Source organism: Pseudomonas sp. K2I15 (assembly GCF_002204795.1).
Taxonomy (GTDB): Bacteria; Pseudomonadota; Gammaproteobacteria; order Pseudomonadales; family Pseudomonadaceae; genus Aquipseudomonas.
In genome coordinates this window covers 53,058-74,238 of the sequence record NZ_NIXO01000032.1, presented here as the reverse complement: position 1 = coordinate 74,238, position 21,181 = coordinate 53,058, and the positions used below count along the sequence as shown (strand labels likewise).

Genomic DNA, 21,181 nt, shown 5'->3' with positions numbered 1-21,181 from the left:
GGGCTAAACAACACGACCTTACTAACTCCTTCTGGGCTTCGATGATCTGAAGCAGCTCGCTGTCGAAACCTACATAACTCTTTGTTTACCAAGGAGTTTTCCGTTTCGACTGCGCCGGAAGTGGGGCGAATTATAGACTTCCAGAATCTGCCGTCAACCCTTAATTCAGGATTTCTATCAATCTATCCCGACAATCACAGAATCCGTCTATATATAGAGGAATGCCGAACAACTTGAGCAATATATTGCTCAACGCCTAACAGTTAAGCATCATAGCCACTTCTGCCTCTTTAATACGACCTCGGACGAACACCTCCAATGACCACTTCACCCCGTAGCCTGGCCTCGACATTGTTTCCCGTCGGCCTGCTACTCATCGCCATGGCCTCTATTCAGTCAGGCGCATCGCTCGCCAAAAGCATGTTCCCCATTGTAGGCGCTCAAGGCACAACCACCCTGCGCCTGATTTTCGCCAGCGTGATCATGCTGCTTCTATTACGTCCCTGGCGCGCAAAGCTGACAGCCAAGTCGTTGCAGACGGTCATCGTTTACGGAATGGCGCTGGGCGGAATGAACTTCCTCTTCTATATGTCGCTACGGACCGTTCCCCTGGGAATCGCAGTAGCCCTCGAATTCACCGGCCCACTGGCAGTGGCCATCTATGCTTCGCGACGCGCCGTAGACTTTCTCTGGATAGCCTTGGCAATCGTGGGCCTCCTGTTGTTGATTCCCGTGGGAGAAGCCAGCAGCGGCATTGACCTCACAGGCGCTGCCTACGCTCTGGGCGCAGGCGTGTGCTGGGCACTCTACATTCTGTTTGGCCAGAAGGCAGGCGCCGACAATGGCGTACAGACCGCCGCCCTCGGCGTAATGATTGCCGCACTGTTTGTCGCGCCGATCGGGATTGTCCACGCGGGCGCTGCATTACTCACGCCCTCGCTGATCCCGATCGCCATTGGTGTTGCCGTTTTATCCACCGCCCTGCCCTACACACTAGAGATGGTCGCGCTCACTCGACTGCCGGCCCGCACATTCGGCACCTTGATGAGTATCGAGCCAGCGTTCGGCGCTCTGTCAGGTCTGTTCTTCCTTCAGGAACACCTCTCCCTGGCGCAGTGGCTGGCCATAACCTGCATTATCCTGGCTTCGGTCGGCGCAACCCTGACCATGCGTAACGAATCAAAGCCGCTGGTGCCTGCCGACTGATTCTGGATTTGACGTAGCTCTGGTATTTGCCGCTCAATTAGGCCATGTTTAGGCCGTAACCCAGCGTCACTCATGGAGAATTTCGATAAGGACATCATGAACGCTACACTCGAGAGCGAGCAAAGCCAGCTTCGCGCAGTTAAGCGAGGCGGCTATTAAGGATAGGAATGAAGCGAATTTTGATACTGCTCATGATCGTCGCAATCACAGGTTGTGCCGCGACGACCAAGACCGAAGTGAAAAGGGGAAAAAAGGGGCTGCATATTAACTGCTCGGGCCTGTCCTCCTCCTGGGACCAGTGCTACGCCAGTGCAGCCAGCTCATGCGGCGCCAAAGGCTATAAAGTTATCGCCAAGTCAGGTGACAACGCCGAAGACCCGGGAGACTACCCGTTCGGCCTCAACCCTGCGGGCTACACCAGCCGAAGCATGATTGTTATCTGCAAGTAACTGTCGACGCCCTTACAGGCTCGACAGCTGTTGGCTGAGCACTTCGTAGTTCGATGACAGGACCTGCGCCTGCACCTGCGAGCTGACCATCATCCGCGCCACCACCAGGGCGCCGATGCATTGCGACAAAATCGCCCACGCAAGATCATCGCTGCCCAGCGTTGCCGCCCAGCCTGCCTGCAGTCGACAAATCCAGTCCTGCGCCTGTTGGCGCACCGCCACATCAGATCGCGCAATCTCCGCCCCCAGGCTCGGCAACGCACAGCCCGCTTCCGATTGCTCCACATGGGCCATGCTCAGGTAGAACTTCAAACAGCGATCCAGCCGCTCCCGACTCTGCCCCCCATTGCCATTCAAGCGCTCGAGGCTATGGCTCAATTCACGCTCGACAATCGAGCTGAACAATTCGTCCTTCGAAGCGAAGTGGCTATAAAACGCACCGCCACTCATGCCAATGGCTTTCATCAAGCCATCCACGCCGACGCTGGCAAACCCTTCTTTCTTCGCCAGGGCTGCACTGCTATCGAGCAGCTTCTCTCTGGTTTCCTGCTTGTGACTGGCCGAATATCGCATTGCTTCCCTCACTGGGTTGTCAGCTTGACGCCTGCCGGATCATAGCATAACGTTCGTTTGGCAAACGATCGTTTACTAAAGGATCTCCCATGACGAACAACAAGAAAATCGTACTGGTAGTGGGTGCCGGCGATGCCACAGGTGGCGCCATCGCCAAGCGCTTCGCCCGTGAAGGTTACGTCGCATGCGTTACGAGGCGCAGCGCCGATAAACTGCAACCCTTGGTGGAAAGCATCCAGGCGGCTGGCGGCGAGGCACATGGCTTTGCCTGCGATGCCCGCAAGGAAGAAGACGTTATCGCGCTGATCGAACAGATTGAAACAGAGCTGGGCCCCATTGAAGCCTTTGTATTCAACATTGGCGCCAATGTGCCATGCAGCATCCTCGAAGAAACCGCCCGCAAGTACTTCAAGATCTGGGAGATGGCCTGTTTCTCAGGCTTCCTCAATGCGCGCGAAGTGGCCAAGCGCATGGTTACCCGTAATCGCGGCACCATCCTGTTTACCGGTGCCACCGCCGGGCTGCGTGGCGCCGCCGGTTTTGCCGCGTTCGCAGGCGCCAAACACGGGATCCGCGCACTGGCGCAAAGCATGGCCCGCGAACTGGGCCCGAGGAACATCCACGTCGCCCACTTGATAGTCGATGGCGCCATCGACACCGACTTCATCCGTGAAAACTTCCCGCAAAAGTACGCCCTCAAGGATCAGGACGGCATTCTCAACCCCGAGCACATCGCCGATAACTACTGGTACCTGCACAGCCAACCCCGGGACGCCTGGACCTTCGAGCTGGACCTGCGCCCCTGGAATGAACCCTGGTAAGCACACCCCATAACAATAAACAGCGAGTACCCCGCATGAGTAAAACCGTGGAGTTTTTCTTCGACCTCGGCAGCCCTGCCACCTATTTGGCCTATACCCAGCTTGCGGGCCTGTGCGCGGCAACCGGCGCCCAGCTGATTTACAAACCAATGTTGTTGGGCGGCGTATTCAAGGCCACCGGCAATGCGTCACCAATCACCATTCCCGCCAAAGGCCGCTACATGCTTCAGGACCTGGCGCGCTACGCCCAGCGCTACAACGTCCCGCTCAAGTTCAACCCGCACTTCCCCATCAATACATTGATGTTGATGCGCGCAGTCGCCGGCATTCAAATACACCAGCCCGAACGTTTTCTGGATTTCATCGACTGCCTGTTCCGCGCGCTTTGGGTGGAGGGCCGTCACTTGGGAGACCCCACGGTGGTAGCCGCGGTGCTGACTGAAAATGGTTTTGATCCCGAAGAGGTTCGGGTGTTGACCAATGAAGACGACGTCAAGGCCACCCTCAAGGACAACACCGAGCACGCCATACAGCGCGGCGTATTCGGTGCTCCCAGCATGTTTGTCGGCAACCAGCTGTTCTTTGGCCAGGATCGCCTGGACTTTGTGCGCGAAGCGCTGAGCTAGATAGCGGCCGTACGCACCTGCAACCATTCCAACGCCGCGCCACTGAGCAGCGGGCTCAGGCGCTCACGCACGTGCGCGTGGTAGTCGTTGAACCATTGGCGCTCTTCCACCGTCAGCAACGACGGCTCCAGGCAACGGGTGTCGATCGGGCATAGCGTGAGTGTCTCGAACTTGAGGAACTCGCCAAACTCGGTCTTGCCCGCTTCACGGTTCAACACCAGGTTTTCGATGCGCACGCCCCAACGGCCCGGACGGTAAGTACCCGGTTCGATGGAGGTAATCATGCCAGCCTGCATCGCCGTTTGCGGTGCAGCGACGGCTTGATAGGCGATCACCTGCGGGCCTTCATGCACATTGAGGAAGTAGCCGACGCCATGACCGGTACCGTGGCCGTAGTCCACGCCTTCAGCCCAGATCGGCGCTCGGGCAATGGAGTCCAGCAGCGGCGAAAGAATGCCCTTGGGGAAATGTGCGCGGGACAAAGCAATCACACCCTTGAGCACCCGCGTGCAATCGCGTTTCTGCTCTTCGCTTGGCGTGCCTATCGGCACCATCCGCGTGATATCGGTGGTGCCGCCCAGGTACTGGCCGCCCGAGTCGATCAGCAGCAAGCCATCGCCTTCGATCAGCGCGTGTTCTTCTTCTGTTGCGTGGTAGTGCGGCATCGCGCCATTGGCGTTGAACGCGGCAATCGTGTTGAAACTCAACGACACATAACCCGGGCGACGGGTACGTGCGGCCGTCAGGTGTTCATCAATAGTCAGTTCGGTGATGCGCTCACGACCCAGCGCACTGTCGAGCCAGGCGAAGAATTCGCACAAGGCCGCGCCATCCTGCTCCATGGCCTGACGAATATGCTCGGCGTCCGCCAAGCTTTTGCGCGACTTGGCCAAGGTGGTCGGGTTCAGGCCTTCGATCAGCTTAACGCCACTGCCGAGGTTTTCCAGCAAACCGGCGGTCACCCGTGCCGGGTCGACCTGTACGCTGGCACCCGACGGAACGGCCTTCAACGCAGCCGCGACTTCACTGTAATCACGCAGGGTCACGCCATCCTGTTCCAGCACGGCGCGAAGCTCGGCATCGACTTTGCTCAAGGCCACAAACAGCGTCGCCTGCTGCTGGCCGATCAAGGCAAAGGACACAAACACCGGGTTAAACGAAACATCCCCGCCACGCAGGTTAAACAGCCAGGCAATGTCGTCCAGGGTCGCAATGAAATGCCACTCGGCGCCCTTCTCGCTCAAGCTTTCGCGCAGGGCCGCAAGTTTTTCGCCACGGCTAACGGTGGCCTGAGGTGGCAGGTGTTGATAGATCGGCTGGTTCGGCAGGGTTGGGCGGTCTTGCCAGACTTCATTCAACAGGTCGATATCCGTGCGCAAGCGTGCGCCACGTGCCTCCAGCTTGCTGCCCAGGGTGCGCGCCGACGCCACGGCCATGACCGCACCGTCCACAGCTACCACGCCGCCTTCCGGCGTCTGCTCTGCAAGCCACTCCAGCGGCCCGGGCTGGCCGGGTTGCAGCTTGACCAACTCGATACCGCTGCCCTTGAGTTCCTTGGTCGCTTGTTCCCAATAGCGGCTGTCTGCCCATACACCGGCGAAATCCGCGGTGACAATCAACGTGCCCACCGAACCATGAAAACCCGACAACCACTGGCGCCCCTGCCAGTAACCCGGCAGGTATTCGGATAAGTGCGGGTCGGCCGACGGCACCAACAGGGCATGAATGCCCTCGCGGCTCATCAGTTCGCGGGTGCGCGCCAGGCGCTGGGGAACCGTTCCATGGGTCAAAGGCTGTGTGCTCATCGTGTCTCCTGCTAACCACTAATAATTGTTATGGGGTCAAACGGCCCAAAAAGCCGGTGCGCTGGCCAATGCGGCCTTGATCAGCTGTACCGCCTGATCGATGTCCTGCTCGGTGGTAAACCGCCCGAGGCTCAGGCGAATGGTGCGACTTGCACTGCGGGCATCATGGCCAAGCGCCAAAAGCACGTGGGACGGTGCATTGCTCGCCGAATTGCAGGCCGAAGTGGCCGAGAAGGCAATGCCTGCGCTCAAGGCGGCGGAGTTGAACTCGCCCTCGCTGAACGTCAGGCTCAAGGTGTGGGGAATACGCTGGGTAAGGCTGCCATTGAGGCGCACACCGGAAATTGTATTCAGTTGTTCCAGCAGGCGTTCGCGCAAGGCAACAATGGTCGCCTTCTCTTCAGTAAAGGAGGCCGCCGCCAGGGCGAACGCAGTGCCCATGCCGGCAATCTGATGAGTCGCCAGGGTGCCGGAACGCAAGCCGCCCTCATGGCCACCGCCATGAATCTGCGCCAACACTTTCTGCTGCGCACGCGGGCCGACGTACAGCGCGCCGATGCCCTTGGGGCCATAGAGTTTGTGGGCGGAAAACGACATCAGGTCCACCGGCCATTCGGCCAGGTCAATCGCGACCTTGCCCGCGCCCTGCGCTGCATCCACGTGAAACAACGCCCCGTGCTCACGCACTCGCGCGCCGATCGCCTGGATATCATTGAGGGTGCCCAACTCGTTGTTCACCAGCATCAGCGACACCAAAAAGGTGTCCTCACGCAGTGCTTCGCTCACCGCCTCGACGCTGATCAGCCCCTCGGCATCCGGCACCAGGTACGTCACGGCAACCCCGGTTTCCTGCAACTGGCGAGCGGTGTCGAGCGTGGCCTTGTGTTCGATCTGGCTGGTGATGATGTGCCCACCGGCCACGCCGCGCGCCTGGGCAACGCCCTTGATGGCGAGGTTGTTGGACTCGGTGGCACCGGAGGTCCAGACGATGTGTGCCGGCTCGGCACCGACCAGTTCGGCCACCTGACGCCGCGCCTGCTCAACCGTTTGCCGGGCCTGTTGGCCGAACGCATGGGAACTGGACGCAGGGTTACCGAAGTTGGCATTAAAGCCCAGGCATTCGACCATGACCTGGATGACCCGCTCATCCACCGGCGTGGTGGCGGCGTAGTCGAAATACAGCGGACGTTTATTCATGACGTTAAAGACTCGCAGAGCATGTTCCCGAGAGCAGCGTCTCAGGGGCAGCGATCAGAAAGGAAGAAGGTTTACCTGATCCCGTGCCGTTAAAGAAAGACCACTTTATTTAAAAGTGCGTAGGAACGCTCCTGAAATTCAGCTTAACAGGCTCCGGGAAACGGATGGCAAACAAAAAGCCCGAGGTTCCTGTGGGAAACCTCGGGCTTTTCAGACCTGACCACTGGCTCAACTGGGGCGACCGTGCAGCGTCACGCCGCGCTCGGCATTCATTTCGCCCTGACGGTCAAAACCAAAGGTTTTCTGTGGCTGGCCGGTCAGTTCGGCTCTCTTCTGTTGGTATTCATCAAACGACAGGCCTCGACGGCTCAGGGCTTCCAGCGCCAGCTCCTTGCTCTCCTCGGCCGAATAGCCACGCAATTCAGGCGACGAATGTGTCGCACAACCGGCAAGGACAGAGGTGACAAGCAATACGGAAATGGCGAGAAAACGGTTCATGGCGAAGGTCCTGCGAAACGGGTTGAAGTCAATGAGCACAGGCTACTCCCGCCCCTGCACGGTGAAAAATCATCAGCCGTGATAGTCGCTATCAACCTTTGCGACACCCTCGATAGTCGCACCATATATTCCATATGGATCTATAAATATGGAAATACGTTCATTTACGGAATAAATACAACCCTCTATAAATGTCCTCAACGCTCACGCCACTGTTCGCCTGGCAACTGTTGCTCCGGCAACAGTCATTCAACAAAACACCAGGCAGGCAACACCGCCATTTTCCAACACATGGCCCAGACGCCGCGCCAGTCAAAGGCTGCGCAGTTTGGTACAGCTCTTGCTCAAGCCCTGCTACTGCTCTTGCCCTGAGCCACTGTTGAAAAAGGAACTGTTGATGACCCGTCCACTGAATGTCGTTGCTCTCTCCGGCGGAACCTGGCGCCCGTCCCGCACCCTGGTGTTGACCCAGGCGGTGCTGGCCGAACTGGCCAATCAATTGCCGATTCAGACCACCCTGATTGAATTGGGCGACATTGCCCGGCCGCTGGGCGGAGCACTGTCCCGCCAGGAACTGCCCGCCGACGTCGAAGCGCAACTGCAAGCCATCGAACAGGCCGACCTGCTGATCGTCGCCGCCCCGGTGTATCGCGGCTCCTACCCGGGCCTGCTCAAGCACCTGTTCGACCTGGTCGACCTCAACGCCCTGATCAACACCCCGGTGTTGCTGGCGGCCACCGGCGGCAGCGAACGCCACGCCCTGGTACTCGATCACCAGCTGCGCCCACTGTTCAGTTTCTTCCAGGCCCTGACCTTGCCGATTGGCGTGTACGCCACCGAGGCCGATTTCACCGATTACCAAATAACCAGTGAGCCCTTGAAGGCCCGCATTCGCCTTGCTGCAGAACGCGCCGCGCCGTTGTTTGCCGCGCATCCCACCTCTCTGCTGAAAATCGCTTAAGGATTTGTCATGGATGTTTTCTGGTTTCTGCCTACGCACGGTGACGGCCACTACCTGGGCACCACCCAAGGCGCTCGCCCGGTCACCCTCAACTATTTGAAACAAGTCGCCCAAGCCGCAGACAACCTCGGCTACCACGGCGTGCTGATCCCTACCGGCCGCTCCTGCGAAGACTCCTGGGTGATCGCTTCGGCGCTGGTGCCGTTGACCGAACGCCTGCGTTACCTGGTGGCGATTCGCCCGGGGATCATTTCGCCAACCGTCTCCGCACGTATGGCCGCGACTCTGGACAGGCTGTCCAATGGCCGCCTGCTGATCAACGTAGTAACCGGCGGCGACCCCGACGAAAACCGCGGCGACGGTAGCTTCCTCGATCACAGCGAACGCTACGAAGTGACCGACGAATTCCTCAAGATCTGGCGCCGCGTGTTGCAGGGCGAATCGGTGGACTTTGAAGGCAAACACCTGCGTGTGCAAAACGCCAAGGCACTTTACCCACCGGTGCAGAAGCCTTATCCACCGCTGTACTTCGGCGGCTCCTCCGACGCTGCCCACGACCTCGCCGCCGAACAGGTAGACGTGTACCTGACCTGGGGCGAACCACCGGCCGCCGTCGCCGAAAAACTCGCCGACGTGCGTGAGCGCGCCGCGCGCCATGGCCGCACCGTCAAGTTCGGGATTCGCCTGCATGTGATCGTGCGCGAAACCGAAGAGGACGCCTGGAAAGCCGCGGCCAAGCTGATCGAACACATCAGCGACGAAACCATCGCCGCCGCGCAAAAATCCTTCTCGCGCTTTGACTCCGAAGGCCAGCGCCGCATGGCTGCGTTGCACGACGGGCGTCGCGACAACCTGGAAATCGCCCCCAACCTGTGGGCCGGCGTCGGCCTGGTACGTGGCGGCGCGGGCACCGCTTTGGTGGGCAACCCTCAGCAAGTCGCCGAGCGGATCAAGGAATACGCAGACCTGGGCATCGAAAGCTTCATCTTCTCCGGCTACCCGCACCTCGAAGAGGCGTATCGCTTTGCCGAGTTGGTGTTCCCGCTACTGCCGGAACCCTACGCCAGCCTGGCCGGGCGCGGCGTCACCAACCTCACCGGACCGTTCGGCGAAATGATTGCCAACGACGTCCTGCCGGCAACCGCCAAGGCCTGAGGCCGCTGAGATCTGCTTTATGTGGGAGCCGGGCTTGCTCGCGAATGCGGTGGCTCAGAAACAAATTCGGTGACGACACACCGCATTCGCGAGCAAGCCCGCTCCCACATTGGATCTCGTTGTTGCTTACACAGCACTCGGCTTTTGCCCCCACTTGAGGAATCCCCGCGTGACAGCCAAACCCAACAGCGTCCTGCCCTCACCCTTGCAGACCGCCAAACTGCTGGCCGCCGAATTCGCCCTCACCGCCGTCGAACGTGACGAGCGCGGCGGCACACCGAAAACCGAACGTGACGCCCTGCGCCAAAGCGGCCTGCTGGCCCTGAGCATTCCCACCCAATATGGCGGCCTCGGCGCCCGCTGGAGCGAAACCCTGGAGATCGTGCGCGAATTCGCCAAGGTCGACAGCTCCATCGCACACGTCTTCGGCTTTCATCACCTGATGCTCGCCACCGTGCGGCTGTTCTCCCGCCCGGAGCAATGGCAACCCTGGTTCGAACAAACCGCGCGCAAAAACTGGTTCTGGGGCAACGCCCTCAACCCGTTGGACACGCGCACGGTGGTCAAGGGCTTCGGCGGCTGGCGCGAATTTTCCGGCAAGAAAAGCTTCTGCTCGGGCGCCAGCGACTCGGAAATGCTGATCGCCTCGGCGGTGGACGAAAGCGCCGGCGGCAAGCTGCTGATCGCGGCCATCCCCAGCGGGCGCAGCGGCATCACCTTGCACAACGACTGGAACAATATCGGCCAGCGCCAGACCGACAGCGGCAGCGCCAGCTTCGAACGGGTACGCGTGGAAGAGTCGGAACTGCTCCTCGACCCGGGCCCGCTGAGCACGCCCTTCGCCTGCCTGCGCCCGCTGATCGCCCAACTGACCTTCACCCACATGTTCCTTGGCATCGCCGAAGGCGCCTTTGCCGAAGCCCGTAATTACACCCTGACCGAAACCCGGCCCTGGTATAAATCCACGGTGCAGGACATTCGCCAGGACCCGTACGTGCTCAGCCACTACGGCGAATTCTGGGTCGCGCTGCAAGGCGTGCGCCTGCTGGTGGAACGTGCCGCCGAACTGCTGGACCAGGCCTGGGCCAAAGGCCCAAGCCTCAGCGAAAGCGAACGCGGCGAACTGGCCATCGCCATCGCCACGGCCAAGGTCGCCGCCACCCGCAACGGCCTGGAACTGTGCAGCCGGCTGTTCGAAGTCACCGGCGCGCGCTCCACCCATGCGTCCCTGCGCCTGGACCGGCACTGGCGCAACCTGCGCACCCAAACCTTGCACGACCCGGTGGACTACAAACTCCACGAACTGGGGGACTGGGCGTTGAACCAGTCCCTGCCGATTCCCACGTTCTACTCCTAGAAGAGGTGCCCATGCAGCTTTTAACCTTACCGCCCTCGCCCGCCCTTGCGACCTCGATCCGCGCCACCGCCCAGGTCTTCGAAGACCCGAAATCCCAGGCGTTGCTGGCGCACATCCAGCAAGTCGCGCCGAGCGAAGCCAGCGTGCTGATCATCGGCGAAACCGGCACCGGTAAAGAGCTGGTGGCGCGCCATATCCATAACCTCAGCGCGCGGCGCAACCGGCCATTCGTGGCGGTCAACTGCGGCGCGTTTTCCGAATCCCTGGTGGAAGCCGAGCTGTTCGGCCATGAAAAAGGCGCTTTCACTGGCGCCCTCAGCGCCAAGGCCGGCTGGTTCGAAGAGGCCGACGGCGGCACCTTGTTCCTCGATGAAATCGGCGATTTGCCGATGGCGATTCAGGTCAAGCTGCTGCGGGTGCTCCAGGAACGCGAAGTGGTGCGCCTGGGCTCACGCAAAAGCATTCCCATCGACGTGCGGGTATTGGCGGCCACCAACGTTCAGTTGGAAAAAGCCATCAACGCCGGGCATTTCCGCGAGGATTTGTACTACCGCCTCGACGTGGTCAGCCTGGAGCTGAGCCCACTGCGCGATCGGCCCGGCGACATCCTGCCGCTGACCCGGCATTTCATCGAAGCCTATAGCCAGCGCCTGGGTTACGGGCCAATCACCATCAGCCGCGAGGCCGAGCAGAAACTCAAAAGCTACAGCTGGCCGGGCAACATCCGCGAGCTTGAAAACGTCATCCACCACACCCTGCTGATCTGCCGCAACGGCGTGATCGAGCGCGACGACCTGCGCCTGTCGAACATGCGCATCGAGCGTCAGGACGACAGCCAGCACGGCACCGACAACAGCGCCGAAGCCCTGCTGGAGCGAGCCTTTCAAAAACTCTTCGAGGAACAGGCCGGCGCCCTGCATGAAAAGGTCGAGGATGCGTTGCTGCGCGCCGCCTACCGCTTCAGCCATTACAACCAGGTGCACACTGCCAATCTGCTGGGCCTGAGCCGCAATGTGACACGTACCCGTTTGATCAAGATCGGTGAGCTGGCCGTGAATAAGCGGCGACCCGGCGAAAACGTGCAGGGCGAGCGCATGCTGCACCTGTCAATTTAGGCGGCACTGCAAGGCGTTGTCATGGCTGCGCTCGATGCTGCGCAGCACCTGGAACGAACCGAAGGTCACCGCCGTGGCCTGGTGGGCGCGGATCAGTGTCCAGAAATCTTCCTCACCGTGCTCAAAACACTTGAAGGCTGCCTCACCATCCTCGCGAGAGCGCCATTGCAGGTAGCTGAGCACCCGGCGTCCATCATCGCTGACCTGCACGCTGGCATTGATAAAGCCGCCATGGCGCTGGGCCAAACGCTCGCTTTGGGATGACAGGGCCGCCACCAGTGCGGATTGCTGCTGAGGTTCGATCTGGAACTCGACCATCTGGGTAAAACTCAGACCCTTCTCTGATACCTGCATGAACATTCCCCTCTCACTGTAGGCACAATCTTGCGATTCGATGCCACGCAGGGTAAAACCTCTAGTTAAGTCAAGGTCAAGGGCTTTTTCATGGTCACCAAAGAACTTACCGTCGGCCAATTGGCGGCCCGCAGCGGCGTGGCAGTCACCGCGCTGCACTTCTACGAAACCAAGGGTTTGATCAAAAGTAATCGCAATGCCGGCAATCAACGACGCTACCCCCGGGATGTGTTGCGCCGGGTGGTGGTGATCAAGATTGCCCAACGTTTGGGCATTCCCCTGGCGACGATCCACGAGGCACTGCAAACCTTGCCCGATGGCCGCACGCCCACTGCTGCCGACTGGGAACGCCTGTCTGCACTGTGGCGTGAGGACCTGGACCAGCGCATCGACAAGCTGATGCTGCTGCGGGACAAACTCAGTGGCTGCATTGGCTGCGGGTGTTTGTCGCTGGAGGCGTGCCCGTTGCGCAATCAGGATGACATCCTCGGTGAGCGCGGGCCCGGCGCGCAATTGCTGGAGCCAGGCTAGAGCCCCTCGCAACAGAAAGCCCGTCGGCTTCAACACACTTCATGAACAACCCCTCCACGTTTCCCCCCTTGCCCCAGGCGCCGTGTGATTCCAGGATGCAGGCAATCATCACAAGGAGTCATTCCATGTTCGCCGGATTCCAAAAAGACCAGCGCCACGTCAACGGCGTGGACATCAGCTACCGCAAAGGTGGCGCAGGTCCCGGCCTGCTCCTGCTGCACGGGCACCCGCAGACCCACGTCATCTGGCACAAGGTCGCCGAGCAACTGGCCGAACACTTCACCGTGGTCGCCGCCGACCTGCGCGGTTACGGCGACAGCAGCAAGCCCGCCGCCAATGACCACCACACCAACTACTCCAAACGCGAAATGGCCCGCGACGGCGTCGAGTTGATGAAGGCCCTGGGCTTTGAGGAGTTCTCGGTGCTGGCCCACGACCGTGGCGCCCGCGTCGCCCATCGCCTGGCCCTGGATCACCCCAAGGCCGTTCAGCGCATGGTGCTGCTGGACATCGCGCCGACGCTTTCGATGTACGCCCAGACCGACGAAGCCTTCGCCCGCGCCTACTGGCACTGGTTCTTCCTGATCCGCCCGGCGCCGTTGCCCGAGAGCCTGATCGAAGGCAACCCGGAACTGTACCTGCGCAGCGTCATGGGCAGCCGCAGTGCCGGCCTCAAGCCGTTCACCGATGAAGCCTTCGCCGAATACCTGCGCTGCCTGAAACTGCCCGGCACCGCCACCGGCATCTGCGAAGACTACCGCGCTGCCGCCGGTATCGACCTTGAGCACGACCGCGCCGACCTCGACAAAGGCAACCACCTGAACCTGCCGTTGCTGGTGATGTGGGGCGCCGAAGGCACCGTCGGGCGCTGCTTCGAACCCCTCAAGGAATGGCAAAAAGTGGCTACCGACGTACGTGGCAAGGCCCTGCCGGCCGGCCACTACATCGCTGAAGAAGCGCCTGAACTGTTGCTGGGCGAAGTCCTGACCTTCCTTCGCTGAGCCTTTATAAACCGCTGATCTGATCGATCCCGTCCCGCAGGCTTGAAAAAGCCTGCGACGGGACCTGCTTGCCCAAAAAACGTCTCGAGATAATAAAAATGACAATCAGAAAACTGCTGGGAACCCTGTATGTGCAGGTGATCATCGCCATTGTGCTGGGCGTGTTGATCGGCAACCACTGGCCCCAGGTGGGCATCGACCTCAAGCCGTTGGGCGACGGTTTTATCAAGCTGATCAAGATGATCATCGGCCCGATCATCTTCTGCACCGTGGTCTCCGGCATCACCAGCATGCACGACGTGAAGCAGGTGGGTCGCGTGGGCGGCAAGGCGCTGCTGTATTTCGAGATTGTCTCCAGCATCGCCCTGGTAATCGGCATCGTCGCCGCGCACCTGTTGCACCCGGGCGTGGGTTTCAACATCGATGTGAAGACCCTCGACACCTCGGCCATCGCCGGTTTTGTCGGCCAGGCCGAACACGGTGAAGGCGTCACCGGGTTCCTGATGCATGTGATCCCGACCACCTTCTTCGACGCCTTCTCCAAAGGCGAAATCCTCCCGGTACTGTTCGTGTCGGTGCTGTTTGGCCTCGGGCTGGTGATGATCGGCGAGAAGGGCCGCCCCTTGGTAGGCGTGATCAACCAGGCCAGCGAAGTGTTCTTCCGCATCGTCGGGATGATCAGCCGCGTGGCGCCGATCGGTGCCTTTGGGGCGATCGCCTTCACCATCGGTAAATACGGCCTGGGTTCTCTGCTGCCGCTGTTGAAACTGGTGGGCACGTTCTACGTCACGGCGTTTTTCTTCGTGGCCGTGGTGCTGGGCAGCATCGCGCGGTATGTCGGTTTCAGCATCTTCAAACTGCTGACGTACATCAAGGCCGAACTGTTGATCGTGCTGGGAACCAGTTCATCCGAATCGGCCCTGCCGCAACTGATCCAGAAACTCGAAAGCCTCGGCGCTTCAAAAGGCGTGGTGGGCATCGTGGTGCCTACCGGCTACACCTTCAACCTGGACGGCACCAACATCTATATGACGCTGGCGGTGCTGTTCCTGGCCCAGGCGACCAATATCGACCTGACGCTGGAACAACAGCTGACCCTACTGGCGGTGGCGATGCTCACCTCCAAAGGCGCCGGTGCAGTGGTAGGCGCAGGCTTTGTCGCGCTGGCCGCCAGCCTCGCGGTGGTGCCCACGGTGCCGGTGGCTGCTATGGTGCTGATCCTGGGTGTCGACCGTTTCATGGCCGAGTGCCGTTCGCTGACCAATATCATCGGCAATGCCGTGGCCGCGCTGGTGGTGGCCGCCTGGGAAGGTGAACTGGACCGCGAGAAGATGGCCCCCATCGCCCTCAAGCATGGCCGCCATGCGCGGGCCGCTGCGCAGGCGAAGATCACCGCCGAGTAAACCTTAAGTACCAATCCCCTGTGGCGAGGGAGCTTGCTCCCGCGGGGCTGCGCATCGGCCCAAAAAAAGATGGGAGCGCTGCGCACTCCAGCGGGAGCAAGCTCCCTCGCCACAGCAAGCTCCCTCGCCACACCGGTGCTATTCTGGCGGCTCATCCCGCCACGCCTGTTTCTGATGACTAATAAGAAAGATACCGTGCCTCTACCTGAAGACCTGCGGGTATTCCTGACCGTGATCCGCAAGGCCGGCTTTGCTGCGGCTGCCGATGAACTGGGGTTGTCCCCGGCCTATGTCAGCAAGCGTATCCAGATTCTCGAAACCACCCTCGCCACCCGCCTGCTGCACCGCACCAGTCGCCGTATCGCCCTGACCGAAGACGGTGAGCGGGTGCAGCGCTGGGCCGTGCGTATTCTCGAGGATTTCCAGCAGCTTTCCGACGAGTTGTCCGACGCCCACGACAGCCCCCGCGGCCATTTGCATTTGTGCAGCAGCTTCGGTTTCGGCCGTAACCATGTGGCGCCGGCCCTGTCGCTTTTGGCCGAGCAGTACCCGGACCTGGAGATTCGTCTGGACCTGTTTGATCGGGTGGTGGATATCGTCAGCGAGGGGTTTGACTTGGAAATCCGCGTGGGTGATGACATCCCTGGCCAGCACATCGGCCGTCGGCTGGTGAGTAATCGCCGGGTGCTGTGTGCTGCGCCCGCCTATCTTGAACGTTGTGGCACGCCGCAGCAGTTGAACGACCTGGAACAGCACGACTGCCTGGTGCTCAAGGAGCGCGACAACGCCTTTGGCATCTGGCACCTGGAGCGCGATGGCGTGCAGGACAGCGTGCGTGTGCGCGGGCCGTTGTCGTCCAACAATGGCGAGATTGTTTTGCAATGGGCGCTTGATGGACGTGGGGTGTTGCTGCGTTCGATGTGGGATGTGAAGCCGCTGTTGGAGCAAGGGAAACTGGTGCAGGTGCTGCACGATTACACCCAGAGCGCCAATGTGTGGGCGGTGTACCCGACGCGCTTGGCGTACTCCGGGAAGTTGCGGGCGTGTGTGGAGTTTTTGCAGGAGCATTTCAAGGGGTTGTCGATCTGACGCCCGGGCCTTGGGTACATTTGCCGCTTTTGCAAAGTGACCCGCTGTAAAAGCGGAACCATAGGAAGCCGTTACCGCAGCAACGGATATGTCCCCTCAATCATCACAGTCAAGCAACAACAGGCCTATCACCCCAGCCAAGGATTGGCATCCAGATGCTCACGTTCAAACGCCTTGATCTGCTCACTGCGCTGCAACGTAGTACCGATGGCATCCAACCCCAGCAACAACGCAGTCTTGCGTAACATGTCTATCTGAAACGCAATCACCTGCCCGTCCGCCAACCGAATCTCCTGCGCCTCAAGGTCCACGCTGATCTGCGCCTGCTCAGGCTGGCTCACCGTCTGCCCCAGCCGCTGCAACACCGCCTCCTCCAAGGTAATCAACAACACCCCATTACGCTGGCAGTTGTCATAAAAAATCCCGGCAAAGCTGCTGCCGATCAGCGCCCGAATGCCCATCTGCTTCAAGCCCCACACCGCATGCTCCCGGCTGGATCCACAGCCGAAGTTCGGCCCCACCACCATAAAGCTCGCACCCTGCCAGGCCGGCTGGTTCAGCACGAATTGCGGGTTGGGCTCGCCCGAGGGCAAAAAGCGCAGGTCAAAGAACAACCCGCGATCCAGCCCGTTGCGATCGATACCTTTAAGAAACTGCTTGGGCATGATCACGTCAGTGTCGATATTGGCCGCCAGCATCGGCGCAGCCTTGCCGGTGACCCGGGTGAAGGGTTGCAGGCTCATGTGCGGTCTCCAAAGTGGCGAATGTCGGTCAGGCGGCCGGTAATGGCGGCGGCGGCGACCATGGCCGGGCTCATCAGGTGCGTGCGTGCACCCGCGCCCTGGCGGCCTTCGAAGTTGCGGTTGGTGCTGGAGGCGCAACGGTCGCCCGGCTCCAGCACATCGTCGTTCATCGCCAGGCACATCGAGCAGCCCGACTGGCGCCATTCAAACCCGGCGTCGATAAAGATCGCGGCGAGGCCTTCGGCTTCGGCCTGGTCACGCACCTCGGTGGAGCCCGGCACGATCATCGCCCGTACATGGTCGGCCACGTGCTTGCCGCGCACCACGCTGGCGGCGTCGCGCAGGTCTTCGATGCGTGCATTGGTGCAGGAACCGATAAACGCATGGCTGATGACAATTTCGCTCAGCGGCATGCCGGCTTCCAGGCCCATGTAGTTCAGGGCGCGGCGCATGTCCTGGCGCAGGATCAGGTCGCTGACGTCTTGCGGGTCCGGCACGCGGGCACCGATGGGCGCCGCCTGGTCAGGGCTGGTGCCCCAGGTGACCATCGGTTCCAGGGCGGTGGCGTCCAGTTGCACTTCGAGGTCGAACACCGCGTCGGCATCCGAGTGCAGTTGGCGCCAGCCCACCAGCGCGCGCTCCCACAACTCGCCCTTCGGCGCGCGGGGTTTGCCCTTGAGGTAGGCGAAGACTTTTTCATCCGGCGCCATAAAGGCACCGCGTGCGCCCGCTTCCACCGCCATGTTGCAGATGGTCATGCGGGCCTCGACGCTCAGGGCATCGATGGTGGAACCGCGAAACTCAATGGCGTAGCCGGTAGCGCCCGAAGCGCCGATCTTGCCGATCAGCGCCATGATCACGTCTTTTGAAGTCAGGCCGTGGGCCAACGCGCCGTCCACCGTCACACGCATGCTTTTCAGGCGTTTGTAGACCAGGGTTTGCGAGGCCAGCAAATGCTCGATTTCCGATGTGCCGATGCCAAAGCCGAACGCGCCCAACGCGCCATACGTGGTGGTGTGGCTGTCGCCAGCGGCAATCACCATGCCCGGCAGGATAAAGCCCTGCTCGGGGGCGATCACGTGTTCGATGCCCTGGCGCTTGTCGAGGATGTCCAGCAGCTCAATGCCGAAGTCCCGGCAGTTTTCCGCCAGGTACGACACTTGGCGCGCGCCGCCGGCATCTGGCATGGCCGCGATGCGCTTGGGCGTGGTCGGGTTCACGTGGTCGACCACCGCCAGCGCGGTGCCGGGGCGCCATACGCCACGGCCCGCTTCGCGCAAGCCGCTGAAGGCTTGCGGGCTGGTGTATTCGTTGATCACCTGGCGGTCGATGTACAGCAGCACATGGCCCTGGTCATCCAGGCGGCACACCGTGTGGGAGTCGATGTGTTTGTCGTAGAGGGTTCTGGCAGAAGTCATTATTGGGCTCGCTCAACGGTATGACTCCATCATAGGCAGCGCCCCCGCCCCATCAATCCCGCCTTGGTGATGACTCGGAACATGTTTCGTGTTGCATGAATGAGTATCTGAAACATTTCCTTTCATATCCGCCTTAGGGTTTTGCGTTTCTCATCCGTCTTAACTTAGATACAGCCGCTCGCGTCAGCAAAAGCTACGGGCGGCGTTTTCCGGGCCTTTACCGCCTCCCTCCGATCAAGACCCTCATTCACATGTCGAAGAAGTCGCGCTCAAAACTCTGGTTTCTCGTGCACAGCTGGCTGGCATTGCCCATCTGGTTCTTTGTGCTGATCGTCTGTGTCACCGGCACCCTGGCGGTGGTCAGCCAGGAAATCGTCTGGCTGGCCAACCCGGACATCCGCGCCAGCAAGCCGTCGGACGATGCCGAACCGCTCACCTACGACCAGGTGATCGGCGCCATCAAGCGCGCCGAACCACAGGTGATTGTCGAGTCCCTGAGCCGTCCGGACGAGTCGCACTTCGCCCTCAGCGCCGACCTCAGCTACCCCGACGGGCGCTCGCTGGAGGTTTACGTGAACCCTTACACCGGGGTGATCCAGGGCATCAGCCCGTCATTCAACTTCAAACAATTTACCCGCGCCCTGCATGGCTGGTGGCTGGTGCCCTTCACCAACGGCTTTAGCTGGGGCTGGTACCTGGTGTCACTGCTGGGCTTGCCGTTGCTGGCCTCGCTGGTCACGGGTCTGGTGGTCTACAAACGCTTCTGGAAAGGTTTCTTCAAGCCGACCCTGCGCTTCAACCATGGCGCGCGGATCTTCTGGGGCGACTTCCACCGGTTGAGCGGCATCTGGTCAATCTGGTTTATCGCGGTGATTTCCATCACCGGCACCTGGTTCCTGATCCAGGCGATCCTGGGCGATAACCAGATCACTATTTCCAGCGAGCCGATCGTCCCGGCGATTGCCCGCGACAAAGTGCCGATGTCCGCCCCAGGCGTACCCGCGCCCAAGATTCCGCTGGACGAGGCGATCAGCATCGCCACCCAGCGTATTCCGGGGCTTGAGGCCAGCTTTGTGAGCCTGCCAAGCAACGCCTACAGCCACCTGCTTATTGGCGGGCGTGGCTGGTACCCGCTGATGTTCCAGACGGCCCAAATCAACCCCTACAACGGCGAAATCGCCGCTTCGCACCTGCTGTCCGACCGCTCGGCCCTGGAGTTCGTCACCGAATCCATGCGCCCGCTGCACACCGGGGATTTCGGCGGGATCTGGATCAAGCTGATCTGGGCCTTCTTCGGCCTGGTGCTGAGCATGATGGTCTTGAGCGGCCTGCTGATCTGGACCAAACGCACGGCCCTGGCCACCCTCAACGCCCTCAAGCGCAGCACCAAAGCGCCCCGGCAACCGGCGCGGCTTCCCGCCTTGCAGGCTGAAACCACGCAGGTCAACCAATGAACAAAGCCATGACGGTTCAACCGCCCTCGCCCCTGCGGGCCTTCTGGCTCAAATGGCGCTTCCACATCAATATCCTGCTGTTGCTGGTGCCCCTGGGCTTCATGCCCAAGTACTTTGCCGACGCGGCGCTGTTTCGCGGTGACAGCGGCCTGGGTGAACGGGAGATCGGCGACGTGCAGGTCGGCCCCTGGAGCCTGAAGCTCGCCGAATTGCGTAATGAGCCTCCGCGCCCCGACCCGGCGGGCCCGATGAAATCCTTCAATGCCGCCCTGTGCACCGCCTGCACCGATCAGGTCAAGGCGACCTACCTGCGCATCGGCAAGCCCCGCAGCCTGCGGGCTGCCGGAGTGATTTTCTTCGGCACCCCGTACCGCATGGGTGCTGCGCTGCCGATTCCTGAACGCACGCCACTGGACGCCGAACTGTGGATCACCATGGAAGGCTGGGACGGCACCATGCACCAGGCCTCCATTCCCTTGAGCCAGGCATCGCCGGCCACTATCGCCTGGCTGAACACACGAGGAGTAAAACCATGACGTTGCAACAACTGGCCCGCACCTGTGGCGCGCTGATCCTCGGCGCCGGTTTCAGTACCGTTACCCTCGCCCACAACCCGATGTGCGAATGCAAGGAAATCGCCGGCGAGCAGATCCAGTGCACCGGCGGCTTCTCCGATGGCAGCGGCGCACCGGGCGTGACCCTGGACGTGATCGGCTACGACGAAACGATCCTGGTGCCCGGCAAGCTGGGCGAAGACTCCAAGCTGACCTTCAAGAAACCGTCCGCCGAGTTCTACGTACTGTTTGATGCCGGCCCCGGCCACGTTGTGGAAATCGACCAAGCGGATATCCAGCCCCAATGAGCCGTACAACCCAAGTCGTGCGCCCGGCCGGTGCCGGGCACGAAACCCTGTATGTCCTGCTGCTGTGCCTGATCATCCTCGCCGTTGCCGGAACGGTGGTGGCCTTGCGCGGTGAACGCCAGGAGATCGCGGCCGTGCCCAGCCACCAACTGGACGCCCGGCGCGACCTCAGCGCCGCCGAGCAAGGCATTTACGCCGACCTGCGGGTGACCCTGGATGAAATCAACTTGCTGCAAGAGGAACACAGCGCCCTGCCGACGCCTGCGCAACTGGCCGAAGAAGGCTTTGCGCCCTTCGCCCAGGACGCCAGTTCGGTGAGCCGTGGCGACCACCGCTGGCAGTTGCTGGACGCGGCCTATGTGGGCCTGAGCCAGACACCGGACCTCAGCGGTTCACTGCTGATGCGCATCAGTGGCGCCGAGCCGGATATCTGGCTCAACCGCAGCGCCCATCTGGCGGTTCCTACCGACCTCACTGACCAAGCGCTGATTAACGCGGGCTGGCAGCAGGTGGTCGCGCAATTCGATGCCGGTGTCACCCGCCAGCATCGTCATTGAATTCAC

The 21,181-nt window shown here is 61.0% G+C and carries 23 protein-coding genes; 16 read left to right on the top strand and 7 right to left on the bottom strand.

The genetic code is table 11. The annotated features are described in order from the left end of the window. The first annotated feature begins 318 nt into the window (after positions 1 to 318). Together rhtA and CEC48_RS19225 are read left to right on the top strand one after the other, a co-directional pair. Positions 319 to 1,206, top strand: coding sequence for a threonine/homoserine exporter RhtA (gene rhtA / locus CEC48_RS19230; RefSeq protein ID WP_088425174.1), 888 nt, complete (start codon positions 319 to 321; stop codon positions 1,204 to 1,206). A 167-nt stretch (positions 1,207 to 1,373) separates the two neighbouring features. Then, positions 1,374 to 1,655, top strand: a complete 282-nt coding sequence (locus CEC48_RS19225) for a hypothetical protein (protein WP_088425173.1) — start codon at positions 1,374 to 1,376, stop codon at positions 1,653 to 1,655. A 12-nt stretch (positions 1,656 to 1,667) separates the two neighbouring features. On the opposite strand, the gene CEC48_RS19220 is transcribed toward CEC48_RS19225, so the two are convergent. Beyond that, entirely contained in the window at positions 1,668 to 2,228 is a 561-nt protein-coding gene (locus tag CEC48_RS19220) for a TetR/AcrR family transcriptional regulator (RefSeq protein WP_088425172.1), read from the bottom strand. 89 nt (positions 2,229 to 2,317) lie between these two features. On the opposite strand from CEC48_RS19220, the gene CEC48_RS19215 reads away from it, so the two are divergent. Both CEC48_RS19215 and CEC48_RS19210 read left to right on the top strand, forming a co-directional pair. Then, on the top strand, positions 2,318 to 3,049 hold the full coding sequence (locus tag CEC48_RS19215; RefSeq protein WP_088425171.1) for an SDR family oxidoreductase: 732 nt from the start codon (positions 2,318 to 2,320) through the stop codon (positions 3,047 to 3,049). 35 nt (positions 3,050 to 3,084) lie between these two features. Beyond that, entirely contained in the window at positions 3,085 to 3,675 is a 591-nt protein-coding gene (locus tag CEC48_RS19210) for a 2-hydroxychromene-2-carboxylate isomerase (protein ID WP_088425170.1), read from the top strand. Here the strand turns inward: CEC48_RS19210 and CEC48_RS19205 are convergent. The 3 genes from CEC48_RS19205 to CEC48_RS19195 form a co-directional block, all read right to left on the bottom strand. Continuing rightward, positions 3,672 to 5,480 (bottom strand): aminopeptidase P family protein, encoded by a 1,809-nt coding sequence (locus CEC48_RS19205; protein ID WP_088425169.1) that lies wholly within the window; start codon positions 5,478 to 5,480, stop codon positions 3,672 to 3,674. The genes CEC48_RS19210 and CEC48_RS19205 overlap by 4 nt on opposite strands. A gap of 36 nt (positions 5,481 to 5,516) precedes the next feature. After that, the gene (locus CEC48_RS19200) at positions 5,517 to 6,677 is read right to left on the bottom strand and encodes a cysteine desulfurase family protein (RefSeq protein ID WP_088425168.1); all 1,161 of its coding nucleotides are present in this window, start codon (positions 6,675 to 6,677) and stop codon (positions 5,517 to 5,519) included. A 228-nt stretch (positions 6,678 to 6,905) separates the two neighbouring features. After that, entirely contained in the window at positions 6,906 to 7,175 is a 270-nt protein-coding gene (locus tag CEC48_RS19195) for a hypothetical protein (RefSeq protein ID WP_088425178.1), read from the bottom strand. 397 nt (positions 7,176 to 7,572) lie between these two features. Between CEC48_RS19195 and msuE the strand changes: the two genes are divergently transcribed. The 4 genes from msuE to CEC48_RS19175 all read left to right on the top strand — a co-directional run bounded on the left by msuE (position 7,573) and on the right by CEC48_RS19175 (position 11,763). Beyond that, positions 7,573 to 8,136 carry an FMN reductase gene (gene msuE / locus CEC48_RS19190; RefSeq protein WP_088425167.1) on the top strand — a complete coding sequence of 188 codons (564 nt, stop codon included), beginning with the start codon at positions 7,573 to 7,575 and terminating at the stop codon, positions 8,134 to 8,136. A 9-nt stretch (positions 8,137 to 8,145) separates the two neighbouring features. Next, on the top strand, positions 8,146 to 9,291 hold the full coding sequence (gene ssuD, locus CEC48_RS19185) for an FMNH2-dependent alkanesulfonate monooxygenase (protein ID WP_088425166.1): 1,146 nt from the start codon (positions 8,146 to 8,148) through the stop codon (positions 9,289 to 9,291). A gap of 169 nt (positions 9,292 to 9,460) precedes the next feature. Further along, positions 9,461 to 10,648, top strand: coding sequence for an acyl-CoA dehydrogenase family protein (locus tag CEC48_RS19180; protein ID WP_088425165.1), 1,188 nt, complete (start codon positions 9,461 to 9,463; stop codon positions 10,646 to 10,648). Between the two features lie 11 nt (positions 10,649 to 10,659). Next, complete coding sequence (locus CEC48_RS19175; protein WP_003210127.1) at positions 10,660 to 11,763, top strand: sigma-54-dependent Fis family transcriptional regulator; 1,104 nt, start codon at positions 10,660 to 10,662, stop codon at positions 11,761 to 11,763. Here the strand turns inward: CEC48_RS19175 and CEC48_RS19170 are convergent. Continuing rightward, positions 11,755 to 12,117: an antibiotic biosynthesis monooxygenase gene (locus CEC48_RS19170; protein WP_176438738.1), complete on the bottom strand. Its 363-nt coding sequence runs from the start codon at positions 12,115 to 12,117 to the stop codon at positions 11,755 to 11,757. The genes CEC48_RS19175 and CEC48_RS19170 overlap by 9 nt on opposite strands. A gap of 90 nt (positions 12,118 to 12,207) precedes the next feature. Between CEC48_RS19170 and soxR the strand changes: the two genes are divergently transcribed. From soxR to CEC48_RS19150, 4 genes are all read left to right on the top strand, one after another. Continuing rightward, positions 12,208 to 12,648 carry a redox-sensitive transcriptional activator SoxR gene (soxR, locus tag CEC48_RS19165; protein ID WP_088425163.1) on the top strand — a complete coding sequence of 147 codons (441 nt, stop codon included), beginning with the start codon at positions 12,208 to 12,210 and terminating at the stop codon, positions 12,646 to 12,648. 125 nt (positions 12,649 to 12,773) lie between these two features. Beyond that, complete coding sequence (locus CEC48_RS19160) at positions 12,774 to 13,649, top strand: alpha/beta fold hydrolase (RefSeq protein WP_088425162.1); 876 nt, start codon at positions 12,774 to 12,776, stop codon at positions 13,647 to 13,649. Between the two features lie 98 nt (positions 13,650 to 13,747). Then, complete coding sequence (gene dctA, locus CEC48_RS19155) at positions 13,748 to 15,052, top strand: C4-dicarboxylate transporter DctA (RefSeq protein ID WP_088425161.1); 1,305 nt, start codon at positions 13,748 to 13,750, stop codon at positions 15,050 to 15,052. 174 nt (positions 15,053 to 15,226) lie between these two features. Then, positions 15,227 to 16,141 (top strand): LysR substrate-binding domain-containing protein, encoded by a 915-nt coding sequence (locus CEC48_RS19150; protein ID WP_176438737.1) that lies wholly within the window; start codon positions 15,227 to 15,229, stop codon positions 16,139 to 16,141. Between the two features lie 128 nt (positions 16,142 to 16,269). On the opposite strand, the gene leuD is transcribed toward CEC48_RS19150, so the two are convergent. Continuing rightward, positions 16,270 to 16,884 carry a 3-isopropylmalate dehydratase small subunit gene (leuD, locus tag CEC48_RS19145; protein WP_088425160.1) on the bottom strand — a complete coding sequence of 205 codons (615 nt, stop codon included), beginning with the start codon at positions 16,882 to 16,884 and terminating at the stop codon, positions 16,270 to 16,272. After that, positions 16,881 to 18,302 carry a 3-isopropylmalate dehydratase large subunit gene (gene leuC, locus CEC48_RS19140; RefSeq protein ID WP_088425159.1) on the bottom strand — a complete coding sequence of 474 codons (1,422 nt, stop codon included), beginning with the start codon at positions 18,300 to 18,302 and terminating at the stop codon, positions 16,881 to 16,883. Before leuC ends, leuD begins: the two co-directional genes overlap by 4 nt. A 251-nt stretch (positions 18,303 to 18,553) precedes the next feature. On the opposite strand from leuC, the gene CEC48_RS19135 reads away from it, so the two are divergent. The 4 genes from CEC48_RS19135 to CEC48_RS19120 are packed head-to-tail and all read left to right on the top strand — an operon-like array spanning position 18,554 to position 21,175. Then, on the top strand, positions 18,554 to 19,756 hold the full coding sequence (locus tag CEC48_RS19135; RefSeq protein ID WP_088425158.1) for a PepSY domain-containing protein: 1,203 nt from the start codon (positions 18,554 to 18,556) through the stop codon (positions 19,754 to 19,756). Continuing rightward, complete coding sequence (locus CEC48_RS19130; RefSeq protein ID WP_088425157.1) at positions 19,753 to 20,292, top strand: thiamine pyrophosphate-binding protein; 540 nt, start codon at positions 19,753 to 19,755, stop codon at positions 20,290 to 20,292. The genes CEC48_RS19135 and CEC48_RS19130 overlap by 4 nt, the downstream gene beginning before the upstream one ends. Continuing rightward, positions 20,289 to 20,618, top strand: coding sequence for a hypothetical protein (locus CEC48_RS19125; RefSeq protein WP_088425156.1), 330 nt, complete (start codon positions 20,289 to 20,291; stop codon positions 20,616 to 20,618). Before CEC48_RS19130 ends, CEC48_RS19125 begins: the two co-directional genes overlap by 4 nt. Next, on the top strand, positions 20,615 to 21,175 hold the full coding sequence (locus CEC48_RS19120; protein WP_088425155.1) for a DUF6162 family protein: 561 nt from the start codon (positions 20,615 to 20,617) through the stop codon (positions 21,173 to 21,175). Before CEC48_RS19125 ends, CEC48_RS19120 begins: the two co-directional genes overlap by 4 nt. Positions 21,176 to 21,181 lie beyond the last annotated feature (6 nt).

Bases quoted from the DNA above. Each gene is read 5' to 3' on its own strand.
- rhtA (WP_088425174.1), top strand. From the start codon at position 319: ATGACCACTTCACCCCGTAGCCTGGCCTCGACATTGTTTCCCGTCGGC.
- CEC48_RS19225 (WP_088425173.1), top strand. From the start codon at position 1,374: ATGAAGCGAATTTTGATACTGCTCATGATCGTCGCAATCACAGGTTGT.
- CEC48_RS19220 (WP_088425172.1), bottom strand. From the start codon at position 2,228: ATGCGATATTCGGCCAGTCACAAGCAGGAAACCAGAGAGAAGCTGCTC.
- CEC48_RS19215 (WP_088425171.1), top strand. From the start codon at position 2,318: ATGACGAACAACAAGAAAATCGTACTGGTAGTGGGTGCCGGCGATGCC.
- CEC48_RS19210 (WP_088425170.1), top strand. From the start codon at position 3,085: ATGAGTAAAACCGTGGAGTTTTTCTTCGACCTCGGCAGCCCTGCCACC.
- CEC48_RS19205 (WP_088425169.1), bottom strand. From the start codon at position 5,480: ATGAGCACACAGCCTTTGACCCATGGAACGGTTCCCCAGCGCCTGGCG.
- CEC48_RS19200 (WP_088425168.1), bottom strand. From the start codon at position 6,677: ATGAATAAACGTCCGCTGTATTTCGACTACGCCGCCACCACGCCGGTG.
- CEC48_RS19195 (WP_088425178.1), bottom strand. From the start codon at position 7,175: ATGAACCGTTTTCTCGCCATTTCCGTATTGCTTGTCACCTCTGTCCTT.
- msuE (WP_088425167.1), top strand. From the start codon at position 7,573: ATGACCCGTCCACTGAATGTCGTTGCTCTCTCCGGCGGAACCTGGCGC.
- ssuD (WP_088425166.1), top strand. From the start codon at position 8,146: ATGGATGTTTTCTGGTTTCTGCCTACGCACGGTGACGGCCACTACCTG.
- CEC48_RS19175 (WP_003210127.1), top strand. From the start codon at position 10,660: ATGCAGCTTTTAACCTTACCGCCCTCGCCCGCCCTTGCGACCTCGATC.
- CEC48_RS19170 (WP_176438738.1), bottom strand. From the start codon at position 12,117: ATGCAGGTATCAGAGAAGGGTCTGAGTTTTACCCAGATGGTCGAGTTC.
- soxR (WP_088425163.1), top strand. From the start codon at position 12,208: ATGGTCACCAAAGAACTTACCGTCGGCCAATTGGCGGCCCGCAGCGGC.
- CEC48_RS19160 (WP_088425162.1), top strand. From the start codon at position 12,774: ATGTTCGCCGGATTCCAAAAAGACCAGCGCCACGTCAACGGCGTGGAC.
- dctA (WP_088425161.1), top strand. From the start codon at position 13,748: ATGACAATCAGAAAACTGCTGGGAACCCTGTATGTGCAGGTGATCATC.
- CEC48_RS19150 (WP_176438737.1), top strand. From the start codon at position 15,227: ATGACTAATAAGAAAGATACCGTGCCTCTACCTGAAGACCTGCGGGTA.
- leuD (WP_088425160.1), bottom strand. From the start codon at position 16,884: ATGAGCCTGCAACCCTTCACCCGGGTCACCGGCAAGGCTGCGCCGATG.
- leuC (WP_088425159.1), bottom strand. From the start codon at position 18,302: ATGACTTCTGCCAGAACCCTCTACGACAAACACATCGACTCCCACACG.
- CEC48_RS19135 (WP_088425158.1), top strand. From the start codon at position 18,554: ATGTCGAAGAAGTCGCGCTCAAAACTCTGGTTTCTCGTGCACAGCTGG.
- CEC48_RS19130 (WP_088425157.1), top strand. From the start codon at position 19,753: ATGAACAAAGCCATGACGGTTCAACCGCCCTCGCCCCTGCGGGCCTTC.
- CEC48_RS19125 (WP_088425156.1), top strand. From the start codon at position 20,289: ATGACGTTGCAACAACTGGCCCGCACCTGTGGCGCGCTGATCCTCGGC.
- CEC48_RS19120 (WP_088425155.1), top strand. From the start codon at position 20,615: ATGAGCCGTACAACCCAAGTCGTGCGCCCGGCCGGTGCCGGGCACGAA.